Origin of the sequence: Rhodococcus sp. BP-241 (genome assembly GCF_019836145.1) — a bacterium.
Taxonomy (GTDB): Bacteria; Actinomycetota; Actinomycetes; order Mycobacteriales; family Mycobacteriaceae; genus Rhodococcoides.
This window is the reverse complement of the sequence record NZ_JABUEI010000004.1, coordinates 80,153-97,125: the sequence shown is the minus strand read 5'-3', so window position 1 is coordinate 97,125 and position 16,973 is coordinate 80,153. Positions and strand designations below refer to the sequence as shown.

General features: G+C 67.1%; 18 protein-coding genes. 15 read left to right on the top strand and 3 right to left on the bottom strand.

Annotated features, from left to right (window positions below):
• Positions 1–13: 13 nt before the first annotated feature.
• On the bottom strand, positions 14–436 hold the full coding sequence (locus HQ308_RS09655) for a nitroreductase/quinone reductase family protein (RefSeq protein ID WP_222646469.1): 423 nt from the start codon (positions 434–436) through the stop codon (positions 14–16).
• A gap of 179 nt (positions 437–615) precedes the next feature.
• Here HQ308_RS09655 and HQ308_RS09650 point away from each other — a divergent pair, with 179 nt between their 5' ends.
• Together HQ308_RS09650 and lpdA are read left to right on the top strand one after the other, a co-directional pair.
• On the top strand, positions 616–1,464 hold the full coding sequence (locus HQ308_RS09650) for an aldo/keto reductase (RefSeq protein WP_222646273.1): 849 nt from the start codon (positions 616–618) through the stop codon (positions 1,462–1,464).
• A 98-nt stretch (positions 1,465–1,562) separates the two neighbouring features.
• A complete protein-coding gene (gene lpdA / locus HQ308_RS09645) occupies positions 1,563–2,966 on the top strand; it encodes a dihydrolipoyl dehydrogenase (RefSeq protein WP_027506300.1) in 1,404 nt (467 codons plus the stop codon).
• A 59-nt stretch (positions 2,967–3,025) separates the two neighbouring features.
• On the opposite strand, the gene HQ308_RS09640 is transcribed toward lpdA, so the two are convergent.
• Positions 3,026–3,562: a carboxymuconolactone decarboxylase family protein gene (locus HQ308_RS09640; RefSeq protein WP_308115732.1), complete on the bottom strand. Its 537-nt coding sequence runs from the start codon at positions 3,560–3,562 to the stop codon at positions 3,026–3,028.
• Between the two features lie 92 nt (positions 3,563–3,654).
• Between HQ308_RS09640 and HQ308_RS09635 the strand changes: the two genes are divergently transcribed.
• Together HQ308_RS09635 and HQ308_RS09630 are read left to right on the top strand one after the other, a co-directional pair.
• A complete protein-coding gene (locus tag HQ308_RS09635) occupies positions 3,655–3,888 on the top strand; it encodes a helix-turn-helix transcriptional regulator (protein ID WP_027506302.1) in 234 nt (77 codons plus the stop codon).
• Complete coding sequence (locus HQ308_RS09630; protein ID WP_222631997.1) at positions 3,885–4,379, top strand: DUF2029 domain-containing protein; 495 nt, start codon at positions 3,885–3,887, stop codon at positions 4,377–4,379. Before HQ308_RS09635 ends, HQ308_RS09630 begins: the two co-directional genes overlap by 4 nt.
• Position 4,380: 1 nt before the next feature.
• Here the strand turns inward: HQ308_RS09630 and ramB are convergent, their stop codons facing one another.
• Positions 4,381–5,793: an acetate metabolism transcriptional regulator RamB gene (ramB, locus tag HQ308_RS09625; protein ID WP_222646272.1), complete on the bottom strand. Its 1,413-nt coding sequence runs from the start codon at positions 5,791–5,793 to the stop codon at positions 4,381–4,383.
• Positions 5,794–5,969: 176 nt separating this feature from the next.
• On the opposite strand from ramB, the gene HQ308_RS09620 reads away from it, so the two are divergent.
• The 11 genes from HQ308_RS09620 to HQ308_RS09570 all read left to right on the top strand — a co-directional run bounded on the left by HQ308_RS09620 (position 5,970) and on the right by HQ308_RS09570 (position 16,947).
• Complete coding sequence (locus HQ308_RS09620; protein ID WP_037186125.1) at positions 5,970–6,332, top strand: hypothetical protein; 363 nt, start codon at positions 5,970–5,972, stop codon at positions 6,330–6,332.
• Positions 6,333–6,682: 350 nt separating this feature from the next.
• Complete coding sequence (gene aceA / locus HQ308_RS09615; RefSeq protein WP_027506305.1) at positions 6,683–7,972, top strand: isocitrate lyase; 1,290 nt, start codon at positions 6,683–6,685, stop codon at positions 7,970–7,972.
• A 152-nt stretch (positions 7,973–8,124) separates the two neighbouring features.
• Entirely contained in the window at positions 8,125–9,009 is an 885-nt protein-coding gene (locus HQ308_RS09610) for a 3-hydroxybutyryl-CoA dehydrogenase (RefSeq protein WP_222631992.1), read from the top strand.
• A gap of 131 nt (positions 9,010–9,140) precedes the next feature.
• The gene (locus HQ308_RS09605) at positions 9,141–9,944 is read left to right on the top strand and encodes an ABC transporter permease (protein ID WP_222646271.1); all 804 of its coding nucleotides are present in this window, start codon (positions 9,141–9,143) and stop codon (positions 9,942–9,944) included.
• 4 nt (positions 9,945–9,948) lie between these two features.
• On the top strand, positions 9,949–10,818 hold the full coding sequence (locus HQ308_RS09600; RefSeq protein WP_056441517.1) for an ABC transporter permease: 870 nt from the start codon (positions 9,949–9,951) through the stop codon (positions 10,816–10,818).
• A 6-nt stretch (positions 10,819–10,824) separates the two neighbouring features.
• Positions 10,825–11,871, top strand: a complete 1,047-nt coding sequence (locus tag HQ308_RS09595; RefSeq protein ID WP_222646270.1) for an MlaD family protein — start codon at positions 10,825–10,827, stop codon at positions 11,869–11,871.
• Positions 11,868–12,893 carry an MCE family protein gene (locus tag HQ308_RS09590; RefSeq protein ID WP_307091129.1) on the top strand — a complete coding sequence of 342 codons (1,026 nt, stop codon included), beginning with the start codon at positions 11,868–11,870 and terminating at the stop codon, positions 12,891–12,893. The genes HQ308_RS09595 and HQ308_RS09590 overlap by 4 nt, the downstream gene beginning before the upstream one ends.
• Entirely contained in the window at positions 12,890–13,870 is a 981-nt protein-coding gene (locus tag HQ308_RS09585; RefSeq protein WP_156380447.1) for an MlaD family protein, read from the top strand. Before HQ308_RS09590 ends, HQ308_RS09585 begins: the two co-directional genes overlap by 4 nt.
• A 1-nt stretch (position 13,871) precedes the next feature.
• On the top strand, positions 13,872–14,936 hold the full coding sequence (locus tag HQ308_RS09580; protein ID WP_222646269.1) for an MCE family protein: 1,065 nt from the start codon (positions 13,872–13,874) through the stop codon (positions 14,934–14,936).
• Positions 14,933–16,000 (top strand): MlaD family protein, encoded by a 1,068-nt coding sequence (locus tag HQ308_RS09575; RefSeq protein ID WP_222631988.1) that lies wholly within the window; start codon positions 14,933–14,935, stop codon positions 15,998–16,000. Before HQ308_RS09580 ends, HQ308_RS09575 begins: the two co-directional genes overlap by 4 nt.
• On the top strand, positions 15,997–16,947 hold the full coding sequence (locus HQ308_RS09570) for an MlaD family protein (protein WP_037186130.1): 951 nt from the start codon (positions 15,997–15,999) through the stop codon (positions 16,945–16,947). The genes HQ308_RS09575 and HQ308_RS09570 overlap by 4 nt, the downstream gene beginning before the upstream one ends.
• Positions 16,948–16,973 lie beyond the last annotated feature (26 nt).

The window sequence follows — 16,973 nt, the reverse complement described above, 5'->3', positions numbered from 1 at the left end:
GGACCCGACCCTGTCAGGCGGGCGTCAGGCGGAAGATCGGGAACTGTCGCCCCTCCGCCGTCGTCGTGTACTCGAGGAAGCCGGGGGACGCCGAGGTGAACTTCGCCCAGTGAGTCTCCCAGTCGTCGTCGGGCACCTCGGTGACGTCGACGGCGATGGTGCGTACGGTCGCGTCGTCGCCGGGGACCTCCATGTCGATGCGTGGGTGAGCCCGGAGGTTGTGCACCCATGCGGGATCCTTCACCGCCCCCGCCGCGGAGCCCACCACCAACCAGGTGCCGTTCTCGGAGATCGCGAAGAGCGGGTTCAGCCGCACCTCGCCACTACGTGCACCGATCGAGTGCAGCACCACGAGGTTGTCGCCGAACCCGGCTGTCGCCACGTGTCCACCGTTGTCGCGGAACTCCGCGATGACCATCGAGTTGAAGTCGCTCATGGTGGTCATTCTGGTGTCCTCGTCGTCGCGACGACCATCGATCCGGAATAACGGTTCGACACACCCGTTGCACCAGAGGAGCGGGGCGCCCGCGGGTGGCTTCACCGCCCCCGTCGCGGGGTACTCCGCGCACACGAGCACGAACTCGGATCACGAACAACGAACAGGAGTTCACGCACATGAGCCACGTTCCTTCCCTCTCCCTCAACGACGGCCGGTCCATCCCCCAGCTGGGTTTCGGCGTCTTCCAGATCGAGCCGGAGAAGACCGCCGATGCCGTCCGCACCGCGATCGAGGTGGGCTACCGCCACCTGGACACCGCGCAGATGTACGGCAACGAGAAGGAGACCGGCCAGGGAGTGAAGGACTCGGGCGTCTCCCGTGACGACGTCTGGATCACCAGCAAGCTGAACAACGGCTTCCACCGCCCCGACGACGCCCGTCGCTCGTTCGACGAGACACTCGAGAAGTTGGGCACCGACTACATCGACCTGTTCCTCATCCACTGGCCGCTGCCGACGCAGTACGACGGTGACTACGTCTCCACCTGGAAGGTGCTCGAGGAGTTCACGAAGGACGGACGGGCGCGCAGCATCGGTGTCTCGAACTTCCAGGTGCCGCACCTCCAGAAGTTGGCGCGGGAGACGGAGACCGTCCCGTCGGTCAACCAGATCGAGGTCCACCCGTACTTCTCGAACTACCAGGTGCGCGCGTACGGCGCGGAGCACGGAATCGCCACCGAGGCGTGGTCACCCATCGCGCAGGGCAAGGTTCTCGGTGACCCCGAGCTCGAGCGCATCGCGAAGGACGTCGGCAAGACCACCGCGCAGGTCACCCTCCGCTGGCACATCCAGCGCGGCGACATCATCTTCCCGAAGTCGGTCACGCGGGAGCGCGTCGAGGCGAACTTCGACATCTTCGACTTCGAACTCGACGACCGTCAGATCGCCGACATCTCGGCGCTGGACAAGGGTGAGGACGGCCGCACCGGCCCCAACCCCGATACGTTCGACATGATCCCCGACTGAATAGAGCCGCTGAAATAAAGACACGAAAGGTCCGGTTACCAGCCAGTAGCCGGACCTTTCGGTGTGTGTCCGGATCGACGGGACTAAGGTGGGCAACCGTGACCTCACACTATGACGTCGTCGTTCTCGGAGCCGGACCCGGTGGGTACGTCGCAGCCATCCGCGCGGCGCAGCTGGGCCTGAAGACCGCCATCATCGAGCAGAAGTACTGGGGCGGTGTCTGCCTCAACGTGGGCTGCATCCCGTCCAAGGCTTTGCTGCGCAACGCCGAACTGGCGCACCTGTTCACCAAGGAAGCCAAGCAGTTCGGCATCTCCGGTGACGTGTCGTTCGACTTCGGCGCTGCCTACGATCGCAGCCGCAAGGTCGCGGACGGTCGCGTCAAGGGCATCCACTTCCTGATGAAGAAGAACAAGATCGACCAGCTCGACGGCAAGGGGTCGTTCACCGACGCCAACACCATCGAGGTGGAGTTGACGAAGGGTGGCAGCGAGACCGTCACCTTCGACAATGCGATCATCTCCACCGGCAGCACCACGAAGCTGCTGCCCGGAACGTCGCTGAGCGAGAACGTCGTGACGTACGAGGAGCAGATCATGACGAAGGAGCTCCCGGGCTCCATCCTCATCGTCGGCGCGGGCGCCATCGGCATGGAGTTCGGGTACGTCCTGAAGAATTACGGCGTCGACGTCACCATCGTCGAGTTCCTCGATCGCGCGCTCCCGAACGAGGACGAGGACGTCTCCAAGGAGATCGCCAAGCAGTACAAGAAGCTCGGCGTGAAGATCATGACCGGCGCCGCGGTGCAGAGCATCGACGACGACGGCAGCAAGGTCACCGTCGCGATCAAGAACAACAAGAGCGGCGAGACCGAGACGGTCACCGTCGACAAGGTCATGCAGTCCGTCGGATTCGCTCCTCGTGTCGAGGGATTCGGGCTCGACAAGACGGGCGTCGAGGTCACCGATCGCGGGGCCATCGCCATCGACTCGGTCATGCGCACCAACGTGCCGCACATCTACGCGATCGGTGACGTGACGGCGAAGCTGCAGCTCGCCCACGTCGCCGAGGCACAGGGTGTCGTGGCGGCCGAGACCATCGGCGGCGCCGAGACGCTTCCCATCGACGATTACCGCTTCATGCCGCGCGCGACCTTCTGCCAGCCCCAGGTGGCCAGCTTCGGTCTCACCGAGCAGCAGGCCAAGGACGCCGGCCACGACATCAAGGTCGCGACGTTCCCCATGACGGCGAACGGCAAGGCACACGGACTCGGCGATCCCACAGGCTTCGTCAAGCTCATCGCCGACACGAAGCACGGCGAGCTGCTCGGCGGGCACCTCATCGGACCCGACGTCTCGGAGCTCCTCCCGGAGCTGACGCTCGCGCAGAAGTGGGACCTGACGGCCACCGAACTCGCGCGCAACGTGCACACGCACCCGACGCTGTCCGAGGCACTGCAGGAGGCCATCCACGGCCTCGCAGGGCACATGATCAACTTCTGATCTCCCGACGAGAACACCCCGGCCGCTCACGAGCGACCGGGGTGTTCTCGTCTGCGCAGCTACTGGTAGTCGCGGGGGATGCGCAGTGTCGTGATCGTGGTGGCGAGTCCGTCGTACTGGGTCACCAGCAGCACGAACTCGATGAGCGATCGGGACGACCAGACCGTCGTCAGCTCGGTCCACGTGGCGTCGGACAGATCGCGGTTCGACACCAGCTCGTCCACCGCCCGCAGGATCAGGGCGGTCCGACTGTCGAGACCCGGAGCGTCGGGACCGGCGGCGATGGCGTCGGCGAGGGCGTCGTCGATGCCGGCGCGCGCGCCCAGACGGAGGTGATGGTCCTGTTCGTACCGGCAGTCGCGGAGTGCGGCGACCCGCAGGATCACCGTCTCGGTGTCCTTGCGGGGCAACCCACCGAACGGCATCAGGCGGCCGCTGTAGAACAGCCAGGCGCGGAACAGGCCGCCCGTCTGTCCCAGAGTGGAGAACAGGTGCATGTCGCCGGTGCGGGTGACCGCGCCGGCCAGTCGGGCGATGCCCCAGTTGACGGGACGCAGCGAGCGGAGGGTGGCCGGAGGGGTGCGGTGTCCTGTCACGTCGCTGAGGCTAACACCCGAGTCGTCCCCCGCTCGGTGGTCTGATGTCAAGAGCTCTTGACACGTAATGACAAGTGGAGTTGACTCGGATCATGGTCGTGACGAACCGGGTGCGGGAGTTCCGTAAGTCGTCGCGCCTGACCCAGGCGGAACTGGGGCGGGCGTGCGGAGTGAGCCGGCAGTCGATCGTCTCGGTCGAGGGTGGCGACTATTCGCCCAGCGTGTACCTGGCCCTGAAGCTGGCGGGAGCGCTCGACTCGACGGTCGAGGATCTCTTCCCGCTCACCCCCGATGATCGGCTCGAACCTGAGGAGGAATCGACATGAGCATCTTCACCTCGTCAATGCGAATGGTCGGCGATCTGGACAGCGAGTTCTATGACGACGAGCGTCAGAGAGACGTGTGGAACGAGGCAGCCGCCGTGGGTCTGCAATTGCACATCTTCGGCGGGCTGATCGCCGCCGCCGTCCTCCCATGGGTTGCCGGTCCGACAGGTGCGTGGATCGCGTTGGGCATCATCGTCTTCGGTGCGGTCGTGAACTACGCGACCATCGGGTACGCCAAGTCCAAGAACGTCGACCTGTTCGCAGAGTCGCGGTGGTTCACGGCGCGCGCCAACGTGACTGCCGCGTTGATGCTCGTCGCATTCGTCGGCATCGGCGTGACGCTCGCTCCCGACAAGTACCTGCCGAGCCGCGCGGGAGCCGACACGTGGGCGGGCCTGGTGGTCGGGGGGATCGTCGGCGGCGGAGCGGTGGCGCTGATGATCCGGCGCAGCCGCCGTCGCAAGCAGCAGTTCGAGACCGAAGAGGGCTGAGTCAGCGAATGGTGTACGGCGACACCGAGCTTCGATGTTCGTCGATGTCGAGTTCCTTGCCCAGCGGCGGGAACGCACGCTGCGGGCAGTGGGCACGCTCGCACACGCGGCATCCGGCGCCGATCGGCGTCGCCACGGAGGATCCGTCCAACTCCAGGCCGTCGGCGTAGACCAACCTATTTCCGTGACGCACTTCGCATCCCAGACCGATGGCGAAGGTCTTGCCGGGTTCGCCGTAGCGCGCCGCTCGCCGCTCCACCGTGCGCGCGATCCACAGGTAGCGCCGACCGTCGGGCATCTCGGCGATCTGGGTCATGATCTTGCCCGGGTAGGCGAACGTCTCGTACACGTTCCACAGCGGGCACGTGCCGCCGCTCGACGAGAAGTGGAACCCGGTGGCCGACTGGCGTTTGGACATGTTGCCGGCACGGTCGACCCGGACGAACGAGAACGGGACCCCGCGGAGCGACGGCCGCTGCAGCGTCGAGAGCCGGTGACAGATGGTCTCGTAACTCACCGCGTAGTAGGCGGAGAGTCGTTCGATGTCGTACCGGAAATCCTCCGCCACCTCGTGGAAGCGCGCGTACGGCAGCACGGTCGCCGCGGCGAAGTAGTTGGCGAAGCCGAGTCGTGCGAGTGCCCGCGACTCCGCGCCGGTGAAGCCCCCGTCCTCGACCATGCTGCGGATCAGGTCGCCGTTCTCCAGGTACGCGAGTTCGGCCGCGAAGCGGAACACCTTCTGGCCGGCCGACAGTCGCGGGGAGATCTCGAGAACACGGGTCCGCGCGTCGAAGCGGTGCAGGACGTTCTCGCCCAGGTCGATGCGCTCGATGACCTGGACGTCGTACAGATTGCGGAGCCGTTTGGCTATCTCGGCCGCGACGTCCGCCCGGTGGAAGCGCAATCGGTTCGCCAGGTCCTCGGCCGCACGATCGAGTGCGTCGAGGTAGTTCTGGCGTTGGTAGAAGTAGTCGCGGACCTCCTCGTGCGGTTTCGAGATGGATCCGCTGCCGCTGCCGTCGGCGAAGCGGTCCTCGGTCGCCGCCGCGAGTTGGGCGGTGGTGTTGCGGTACCGGCGATGCATGTTCACCATCGCGCGTGCCATCGCAGGGTGCGCCGCCACGAGGTCGGCGAGTTCGTCGATGTCCGCGTCGACCTGGACGTCCTGGTCCAGGGTCACCTCGCGGAGTTCGGCGACGAGCCTCGTGTCGTCCTGGGTGGAGAAGAACGTGGTGTCGACTCCGAACACTGCGGTGATGCGCGTCAACACCGCTGACGACAGCGGTCGGACGTCGTGCTCGATCTGGTTGAGGTAGCTGGCCGAGATCGCGAGCTGCTTGGCGAGCGCCGCTTGGCTCAACCCTCGCTCGACCCTCAGTTGGCGAAGCCGGCCGCCGACGTAGGTCCGTGCCATGCGGACAGTCTAGGACGCCCCCGGCATTTCCCCGTCTTTGCCAGGTCCTTGCAGGTGAGACGGGTTTCAGGTCTGGTCTGTCACACACGGGCGCGCCGGGGAAGACGGGCGCACACTGGGCGTTGCAGGGGGCAGATGTGCAGTGCACGTGAGAGACGACTGTGAGGAGAAGCGAGATGGCCCACTCGGTACGACAGGAAATTGCCCGCGACGCGGTGGTGCTGGTGGCAGGCACCGTTCTGGTGTTGTCGACGCTCTGGCTCCCGGTGCCCCACCGCAGCGAGGTGGCCGGCGCCATCCTCGTGCTGGGTCTGCTGGCGGCATTCTCGGCGCTGTGGGCCATGGGCAGTGCATCGCGCTCGAGCCATTGGGCCCACGTCGTACTCGGTGTCGTGCTGGCGACGTCACCCGTCGTCCTCGCATTCCCCGCCGGTGCGAGCACGGCGGACTACTACGCGCTCGTCGGCGGCGTCGTGATCGCGGCGATGGGTGTCCTGGGAGTGCTGACCGAGCGTCGTCGGGTCGCTGCGACAGCCTGACGCACCAGAAAACAGTACGAACGTACGGTGACGGTGGTCACAGCCGGCCGCGGGCGACGCCGGGAGTGAGCGTGTCGCACGGCGATCTCGTCGGTGTTCGGCATTGCGTGCATTTCGTTCCCGAACTGCGGTTATCAGGTTACTGACGGGTACGGAGCCGCCACGACACTCGCGACGTTCTTCGCAATATTCGCAGAACGCGCGTACTGCTTAGCGTAGATTTACAGTCTCAGCAGGTAGACACCACTTTTTCTCTGTGCCATCGTGGGGTCGTACATCCGATATGCCTGGCAAGCCTGCGAAGCACGAGCACGCTGCCGACGCAGACGCAACAGAGACGGAGCTTTTCGATGTCGACCACCGGCACACCGAAGACCACGGAAGAGATCCAGAAGGACTGGGACACCAATCCCCGCTGGAAGGGCGTCACCCGCAACTTCACCGCACAGCAGGTGTCCGACCTGCAGGGCAGCGTCGTGGAGGAAGCCACGCTCGCGCGTCGCGGCTCGGAGATCCTCTGGGATCTCGTGAACAACGAGGACTACATCAACTCGCTGGGCGCCCTCACCGGCAACCAGGCCGTGCAGCAGGTGCGCGCCGGCCTCCAGGCCATCTACCTCTCCGGCTGGCAGGTCGCCGGTGATGCCAACCTCTCCGGCCACACCTACCCGGACCAGAGCCTCTACCCGGCCAACTCGGTTCCGAGCGTCGTGCGTCGCATCAACAACGCTCTTCTGCGCGCCGACGAGATCGCCAAGGTCGAGGGTGACTCGTCCGTGAAGAACTGGCTCGCGCCCGTCGTCGCGGACGCCGAGGCCGGCTTCGGTGGCGCGCTCAACGCCTACGAGCTGCAGAAGGCCATGATCGCGGCCGGCGCCGCAGGCGTGCACTGGGAGGACCAGCTCGCCTCGGAGAAGAAGTGCGGCCACCTCGGTGGCAAGGTGCTCATCCCCACCCAGCAGCACATCCGCACCCTGACCTCCGCGCGTCTCGCGTCGGACGTGGCCGACGTGCCGTCCGTCATCATCGCCCGCACCGACGCCGAGGCAGCCACGCTGATCACCTCGGACGTCGACGAGCGCGACCAGGAGTTCCTGGACGGAACCCGCACCGCCGAGGGCTTCTTCGGCGTGAAGAACGGCATCGAGCCCTGCATCGCCCGTGCGAAGGCCTACGCCCCGTACGCCGACCTCATCTGGATGGAGACCGGCGTGCCGGATCTCGAGGTCGCCAAGAAGTTCTCCGAGTCGGTCCGCAGCGAGTTCCCCGACCAGCTGCTCGCCTACAACTGCTCGCCCTCCTTCAACTGGAAGGCGCACCTGGACGACGCGACCATCGCGAAGTTCCAGAAGGAGCTCGGCGCGATGGGCTTCAAGTTCCAGTTCATCACCCTCGCCGGCTTCCACTCGCTCAACTACGGCATGTTCGATCTGGCGCACGGCTACGCCCGCGAGGGCATGACGGCGTTCGTCGACCTGCAGGAGCGCGAGTTCAAGGCGGCCGAGGAGCGTGGCTTCACCGCCATCAAGCACCAGCGTGAGGTCGGCGCCGGCTACTTCGACCGCATCGCCACCACCGTCGACCCCAACACGTCGACCGCAGCCCTGAAGGGCTCCACCGAAGAGGGCCAGTTTCATTAACCCCCACTCGGCGCTTTCTGCGCACTAGTCAGGCGGCTCGCGACATTCGTTGCGGGCCGCCTGTCTCGTATCGGCCCGGCTTCGCCCGTGCCCCAGCAGAGTCACCCTCGCCTCGCCTCCGCGCGGGGAGTCGTGCATCGTGAAGGAGAAACGTGAGCAGCGAGAAGATCGAACGTGTCGGGATCGTCGGCGCTGGACAGATGGGGGCCGGAATCGCCGAGGTGTGCGCACGCGCCCACGTCGACGTGATCGTGTTCGAGCAGACACGGGAACTGGCTGCCGCGGGCAAGGCGCGCATCCTGAAGTCGCTCGACCGCGGCGTCAGCAGCGGCAAGATCACCGAGCGCGAACGTGAGCAGGCCGCCGCACGGTTGACCTTCACGTCCGAGCTGTCCGACTTCGCCGATCGCGAGATCGTCGTCGAGGCCGTGCTCGAGGACGAGGGGATCAAGACGGCCCTCTTCGTCGAGCTCGACAGGGTGGTCACGGATCCCGACGCGGTGCTCGCCTCCAACACCTCGTCGATCCCGATCATGAAGCTCGGCGTGGCCACGACCCGCCCCGAGCGGGTCATCGGCATGCACTTCTTCAACCCGGTGCCGGTTCTTCCTCTCGTGGAACTCATCTCGTCGCTGAAGACGTCCGATGCCGTCCTGGCACGCGCGGAACGTTTCGCGGCGGACGTCCTCGGCAAGCAGGTCGTCCGCGCGGCGGACAGGTCCGGCTTCGTCGTCAACGCTCTGCTGGTGCCGTACCTCCTCTCGGCGATCCGCATGGTCGAGTCGGGCTTCGCCACGCGCGACGACATCGACAAGGCCACGGTGCTGGGCCTCGCGCATCCCATGGGCCCGCTCGCACTGTCGGACCTCATCGGGCTCGACACCGTGAAGTCGATCGCCGACTCGATGTACGCCGAGTACAAGGAACCGCTGTACGCGCCGCCGCCTCTCCTGCTCCGCATGGTCGAGGCCGGCCTGCTGGGCAAGAAGACCAGTGCCGGGTTCTACGAGTACGTCAACGGTCGCATCGCGACCTAGTCCGGGGCCCGATGTTTGTCAGGCGTCACTGAACTCCCGAGAAACCGACTCGATCCCCGTTCTGCCGCGCTAGTTTTCAGCGCGGCGCACCACCTGCGTCCGACTGACTCGAGACGTACGGGGGGATCGACATGGCGCGCAGCATGCCGCTCGTCTCCCGCGTCACCACGGGCACCCGCACGCTGGGTCGTTTCGCCGACCTCGTGGTCGCTGCGTTCGGTCACCTGGTGCGGGACCTGGCGGGCCTGCGCTTCGCCTGGCGCGAGTTCCTCGACCAGGCGTGGTTCATGGTCACGGTCACCGTGCTTCCCGCCGTGCTCGTCTCGGTGCCGTTCGGTGTCATCGTCTCGGTCCAGGTGGGCAGCCTGACCAATCAGATCGGTGCCACGTCCATCGCGGGCGCCGCGGGCGGCCTCGGAGTCATCCGCCAGGGAGCGCCCATCGTGACCGCGCTGTTGCTGGGCGGCGCAGCAGGATCCGCGATCGCGGCCGATCTCGGTGCCCGCACGGTGCGCGAGGAGATCGACGCGATGCGCGTCATGGGCATCGACCCGGTGCGTCGGCTCGCGACTCCCCGGCTCGCCGCCATGCTCGTCGTCGCACCGCTGCTGTGCTCGCTGGTCATCTTCATGGGTCTGGTGTCCGGGTACGTCGTCAACGTCGGGTTCCAGGGCGGTACGCCGGGCAGCTACCTGTCCTCCTTCGCGTCCTTCGCCTCGACCACCGATCTGGTCGTCGCGATGGTGAAGGCCGAGATCTTCGGCATCATCGTGGTTCTCGTCGCGTGCCAGCGCGGATTCGAGGCCACGTCGGGCCCTCGCGGTGTCGCGAACGCGGTGAACGCCTCGGTCGTCGTCGGTGTGCTGTCGGCCTTCATCGTCAACGTCCTCGCCACCCAGTTGGTGTCGATGTTCCTTCCGCAGCGGCTCGGGTGACGCCATGACCGTCGCCCGCTACACCCCGCCCGGCACCGCGCCGCTCGTCCGCGGCGGCAAGCGCATCGCTCGCGTACCGCTCGGGCTGGTCGAGCACCTCGGGCATCAGCTCACCTTCGTGTGGCAGGTGCTCGTCGCGATCCCGCACACCCTGCGTGCCTACCGGCGCCAGACCATGATCGTGCTCACCGACATCACCTGGGGCAGCGGTAATCTCGTGGTCGGCGGCGGTACCGTCTCGGTGCTGGTCATCCTCGGCGTGGCCGTGGGGTCGTCCATCGGGATCGAGGGTTACAACGCCCTGAATCTCGTCGGCATGGGTCCTCTCACGGGCTTCATCTCGGCCTACGCCAGCACGCGGGAACTCGCCCCGATGATCGCCGCGATCGGGTTCGCCTCCCAGGCGGGATGCCGCATGACGGCGGAGATCGGTGCGATGCGCATCTCCGAGGAGATCGACGCGCTCGAGGTGGTGGGGATCCGCTCGATCCCGTTCGTCGTCACCACGCGCGTCATCGCCGGCGTGGTCACGATCATCCCACTGTACCTGCTCACGCTGATCCTGAGCTACGTCTCGTGTGCGTTCATCGTCGCCGCGTTCGGCGATCAGTCGTCGGGGACGTACGACCACTACTTCTCGGCGTTCCTGCAGCCGTCGGATCTGCTGTACTCGCTGCTCAAGGCCACCATCTTCGTCGGCGCCGTCATCATGATCCACGGCTACCAGGGCTACTACGCGACGGGCGGACCCGAGGGTGTCGGCCGTGCGTCGGGCCGCGCGATCCGCGCGTCGCTCATCGTCATCGTCGTCCTCGACATGATCCTCACCGTGGTCATCTGGGGAGTCGACGTCGGCATCAGGATCTCGGGGTAGGGGACCATGGCAGTCTTCGACGATCTGTCCCGCAGATCCGCGGGCCCTCGCTCGCTCCGGGTACGTGGCCTCGTGGTGGCCGTCGTGCTCGTGGTCCTCGGTGTGGTGCTCGGCAAGTACGCCACCGGTGACTTCGAGTCCCGTTTCGATCTCACGATCGACAGCACCGCCGTCGGTGACGGCCTCGCGGTCGGGTCGGACATCAAGTACCGCGGACTACCCATAGGCCGTGTCGACGAGATCGAGCCGCTCGGGTTCGGATCGCAGCGAGTGCACGCCCACATCGAGCCGGCCGTCGCCTCGGTCCTGACCGACGACGTCACCGCGCGGTTCTCCTCCGCGACTGTCTTCGGAGCGACGGTCATCGAATTGTACTCGGAGGGACAGGGATCCCCGCTGCGCGAGGACACCGTCCTGGCACTGGGCGACGACACCGAGACGGCGACGGTCACCGGCGTCTTCCGCCGACTCGCCGATCTGACCGACGTGCTGGACGCGGACAACACCGAGCGGGTGCTCGACCTGGCGTCCCGCGTGTCGTCGGAGTTCGGCGACAGCCTGAAGCCCTTCTTCGACACCGCGCAGATGATGGCCGAGACCCAGCGTGCGCCGCTCGCCTGGAAGCTGCACCGCGGTGGTGAGTTGGCGGACGGGCTGGGCGCCTCCATCGGACCGGTCACCGACGTGATCGACCAGGTCGTCACCAGCAGTAAGTACTTCGAGAATCCGGAGAACAGTGCGCGGGCGATCAAGGCCATGTCCGGACTCGGATCCGGCCTCTCGATCCCACTGGGAGATCTGTTGCGCGACAACGGTCCGTACCTCCGCCCGCTGCTCGACACCCTGCTGGACGTGTTGCTGCCGGTGGCGCTCTCGGCGGGAACGCTCGCGCCGGCATACCAGCGTGTGCCCGACGTGATCTCCGGCGTCGAGGACGCTTTCCCGAACGTCGACGGCCGGACCCAGCTGCAACTTCAGGTGATCGTGAAGAACATGCCCGCCATGGCCGGTCCGGCGGAAGCCTTCGCGGCGCGACTGGGCGGTGTGCTGTGACGCGCTCGTCGGTGGTGGGGACGCCGGTGGCGACCCTGGTGAAGCTCGGTGCGTTCGCGCTCGTGGCCGTGTTGTGTCTCGTCCTCGTGGGCGGCGCGCTGCGCAACGGCGGCGGCGACGACCGGTCGACGTTCGACGCGCGTTTCGACGATGTCTCCGGTCTCTACGCCGGTGACGACGTCCGCCTCTCGGGCGTGCTCGTGGGGTCGGTGAACGACATCGAACTCGACGGGAACCGGGCCAGGGTGTCCTTCGAGGTCGACTCCGACCGGCCGGTGCTCACGACCACGAAAGCTGCTGTGCGCTACCAGAACCTGTTGGGTCAGCGGTATCTCGAGCTCATCAGCACCGACGACTCGGGATCCGAGTTGGCACCGGGGTCCTCGCTGGCGGACGACATGACCGTGCCGTCGTTCGACATCACGACGCTCTTCGACGGGTTCCAGCCCATCTTCGAGACCATCGACACCGACCAGGTGAACCGGTTCGCGCAGAACGTGCTCGATCTCGTGCAGGGCGACGGGTCGGGCCTCGGGCCGGTCCTGCGCGACCTGGACGGGCTGACCACCTATGCCTCGCAGCGCGAGGACCTCATCGTGCTGCTCATCCGCAACCTGGGCGCCATCTCCGGTGTGGTGGCCGAGCGCTCGGAGCAACTGGGTCGACTGTTCGCCGAACTCGACCGCGTGGTGTCGACGTTCGCCGACAGGGCCGACACCCTGCTCTCGTCCGTCGACGACATCAATTCCGGTCAGGGACCGTTCATCTCGATCGGAGAGCAGTTGCGCGACACCTACGACTCCGAGTATGGCCCGGTGGATTCGGCGTTCAGGCGGCTCGTACCGGGAGCTCAGCAACTGGTGGACCTGCTCGCGATGGTGCCCAGTCTGCTGCGCGGTGTCGGCCAGACGGTGCGCAACGCCCCCGAGGGGCAGGTCTCCGCGTGCTCGGCCGGCGACACCGAGATTCCCGGCATCGGCTCGGTCGTGCTCGGAACCCAGCGCCTGGTGGTGTGCCGATGAGCTCCGTGCGTCAGGGAAGCCAGACCGTCTGGGGAATCGTGGGCGTGCTCGCGCTCGTCGTCGCCGTGGTGGCCGCCGTCGTCGTGTACTCGCTTCCCATCGGGCATCGCACGTACACAGCGGCATTCGAGACGACCGGCGGAGCGCACGCCGGGGACGACGTCCGCATCGCCGGTATCTCGGTGGGATCGGTGACGTCGATGAAGCTGGACGGCGACCACGTCCAGGTGGCCTTCGAGGTGGACGAGAACGTCGAACTGGGCGACGCGACGTCGCTCGGGGTGCGCCTGCTGACGCCGGTGGGGGGCCACTACTTCTCGCTGACTCCCGGCGGTACCGGAGAGCTGCAGGACGGGGAGATCCCGCTCGAGCACACCCGCGTGCCGTTCTCGCTGTCCGACACGGTCGAGGCGGCGACGCCGATCCTCCGCGATCTGGACGGAACGTCGTTGCGGCAGAACATCGCCGAGATCGATCGGGCCGTGCAGGCTCAGCCGGAGTCGATCCGTGACATCACCACGACCCTGACGTCCATGACCGGTGCGATCGCCGATCGCCAGGACGATCTCGACCGGAGCCTCGACGTGGCCGACGAGTACATCGGCGAACTGGCGACCGATCGCGAGATCCTGCTGGGGCTGCTGAAGCAGATCGGCATCATCACCTCCAAGCTGGGCGCGAAGCGCGCCGACGTCGCCGCGGCCGCCGACAAGCTCTACCGGCTGTTCTCGCTCCTGCACCGACCGATCATGGCGCTCGACGAGGGGCTCGGCCCCACGATCGACGAGGTCGAGAATCTCGTGGCGTCGCTGAAGGAGCGCACGGGGTCCATCGACGACGCGATCTCCGCGGGCCGCGAGTTCTCCGAGTCCATGGCCGGCCTTCTCGACACCGGCGCCGGGCCCGTCATCGACCGCAGTGCCGCCGTCGTCACCGGATCGACGCTGTGTGTCCCGGTTCCCGGAAAGGTGTGCTGACGTGACCGCTCGCAGCAAGGTGGTGGCAGTGGCCGTCGCCGCCGTCGTCCTGGTCGGCGCCGGGACCGCGGCGTCGTCCGCAGCCCAGCTCGTCGGGACCCCGCGCTCGGATCTGTGCGCCGAGATGACCGATTCGGTCGGTCTCTACGAGGGGAACGACGTCACGCTCCTCGGCATCCCCGTGGGCGAGGTGACCGGCATCGAGCCTCGCGGCGACCACGTCCGGGTCACGATGTCCGTCGAGGACTCGCTCACGTTGCCGGCCGACGTGGGTGCGGTGACGATGTCGGACTCCATCGTCACCGATCGCCGGCTCGAACTGACCACGCCGTATCGCGACGGCGTGCCCCTCGATCGCGACGAGTGCATCCCGCTCGAGCGCACCCGCACCCCCATCGGGATCAGCGACACCCTCGAGGCGGTGAACAAGCTCGGCGCGGAGCTTCTCGGAACGACGTCGACGACCGATCCGGACAACCCGCGGCCGCCGGACGAGGAGATTCTCGGCGACACCCTGCGCTCGCTCGACACCGCACTCGACGGCAGCGGGGAGCAACTCGGGACCGCGCTGTCCCAGGTCTCCGATCTGGTCGGCAATCCGGCGAACAAGGACACCCAGGTGCGCCGCATGGTCGACAACGTCGACACGCTGACGGCGACCCTGGTGGACCGGTGGCCGGACATCACCCTGCTGATCGAGAACCTGAAGCAGGGGCTCGGGGCCGCGGGCGACTTCTCGGAGCGGTTCGCCCAGGCGATCGACCTGACGGTCGAGTTCCTCCCCGTCCTCGAGAAGACGCTGCCGAAGTTCGCACCCACGCTCTACCGCGTGCTCGACGTCGTCGTCCCGATCGTGGCGATCATCGTCAGCAGAGTCGGCGACATCGCGAGCATCCTGTCGCGGGTGCCGAAGCAGACGGAACAGCTCGCCTCCCTCCAGGATCCGGACACGCAGGCCGCCCGGCTGACGTTCGCACCTCCGCAGTTCGCGGTGCCCGTCGCGGGTGGGTCCACCGTGAACGTCGATCTGGTCCCGCTCGTGCTCGGATCGGCAGGGTCCCGGTGAAGCGGCTCCTGGCGGCGCTGACCGTGGCGGCCGCGGCCGTGACGGCGTCGGGCTGCGGTGCCTCGATCGCCGACCTGCCCGTGCCGGGCAGTTACGTTCCGGGCCCGACCTACCGGGTCGACATCGAGTTCTCGAGTGTGCTGAATCTGCCGGCGCGGGCCAAGGTGGTCCTCGACGGTGTGGACGTCGGGCTCCTGGAGTCGGTCACCCTCACCGGCTCGACCGCCGTCGCCGCCGTGAACGTCGATCGCACCGTCGCACTGCCGGCGCTCACGCGAGCGGAACTGCGCCAGGGCACGATCCTGGGCGAGATCTACGTCGCGTTGCAGCGTCCGGAGGACGGATCCGACACTTCGGGTGCCACCCTGCAGGACGGCGATGTCATCCCGCTCGAGCGGACGACGCCGGCGGACAACGTCGAAGACGTGCTGCGCGGGCTCTCCGAGGTGGTGGCCGGCGGGCACATCGTCGACTTCCAGCGGTCCATCGATCGGTTCAACCGGGCGATCCCGCCGGATCCGGCGACGGTCGACCTCATCAACGACAAGGCCCGAGAGGCGTTGCGGGACCTGGCGACCAACACGACGGAGCTCGACCGCATCCTGGGCGGCGCCGAGGCGGTGACCCGGTCGTTCGCCGAGAAGACGGACACGCTCGACACCATCCTGACGAGTGGTCCGGAACGTGTCGCGGGACTCGCGGACGCCCTGTTGGTCGTGGTCGACGCCCTGATCGATCTGGGGTACATGTCGCGGAACATCGGTGCCGTGATCAACCCGGTGGCGGGAGATCTGCACGACGTGATCGCCACTCTGCAGCCCATGATCCGCACTCTCGCCACGGCCGATCTGACGGCGCCGATGCTGGCGTCCCGCATGGACGCCCTGCTGCGCGAGAAGCTGGTGCCGTTCTTCACGTCGTCGCCGAACGTCCGCATCGCCTCCGTCTCGGGCGACACGCCCGCGGGAGAAGCACCCGACCGGGAAGGCCGGAGGCCGGCCGACGGCCTCGATCGAGCCGACGAGATGATTCAGGTTCTGCGATCGATCGGATTCGTGCGATGAGGGGTTCGATCCTGTCCGCCACGGCGCTCGCGGCGGTCGCCGTGCTGGGTGTCGGATACCTGTCGTTGAACGTCCTGGACATCGATCCGCGACGCGACCACGCCGAGATCACCGTGCCGCTCACGACGTCCGGCGGCCTGATCGACACCTCTCAGGTGACCTTGCGAGGATTCGCCATCGGCAGGGTCGAGCGGATCGACGTCGAGGGCGGTGGACTCCGTGCCGTCGTCAGAGTGGATGCCGCGCAGAAGATTCCGGTCGACACCGAGGTGCGGGTCTCGAATCTCTCCGCGGCGGGCGAACAGTTCCTCGACTTCCGTCCGCACTCGGACTCCGGGCCGTACCTGGCGGACGGGGACGTGGTGGACGCGGCGGACGTCTCGGTCGCTCCCAGCGTCAGCGACACCCTCGCGGTCGCCGAGGCACTCACGCGCGAGATCGACACCGATGCGTTGGGCGGCATCGTCGACACGGTCGACACCGCCACGCGGGGCCGGGAGTCGGACATCGACAACGTCGTCGAGGTGTTGCGGCTGCTGTCCCTCACGTTGGCCGACAAGAAGGACGAGATCCGGCGGCTGTATCGCAACCTGCAGGTGCTCGGCGAGAACGCGTACGCCGATGCGCTGGGCCCGCGGCTCGCGGACGCGGTTCCCGAACTGAACGCCTCCGGAGCAGGTCTCGACCACCTGATCGGTTCGTACCAGGACTACTCGTACGTCGGCGAGACCGTGTGGGACGGCGAACTGGCCCGGTTGGTGCCCAAGATCGACGAGTACCTGAGTCAGTTGTCGCCGGACCTCGGCTTCATCGCCACCGTGCTGCGCCCGGTCACACAGCCGATCCGCCCGCTCCGGGTCGATGCCGGCGCCCTGGTGACGATGCTCGAGCAGGTCTTCCCGCGCGGCGGACCGGCTCGGGTGGCCGTGACCCTGCCCGGCAACTGACGTACCCCTCCTGCATCAGACGGACG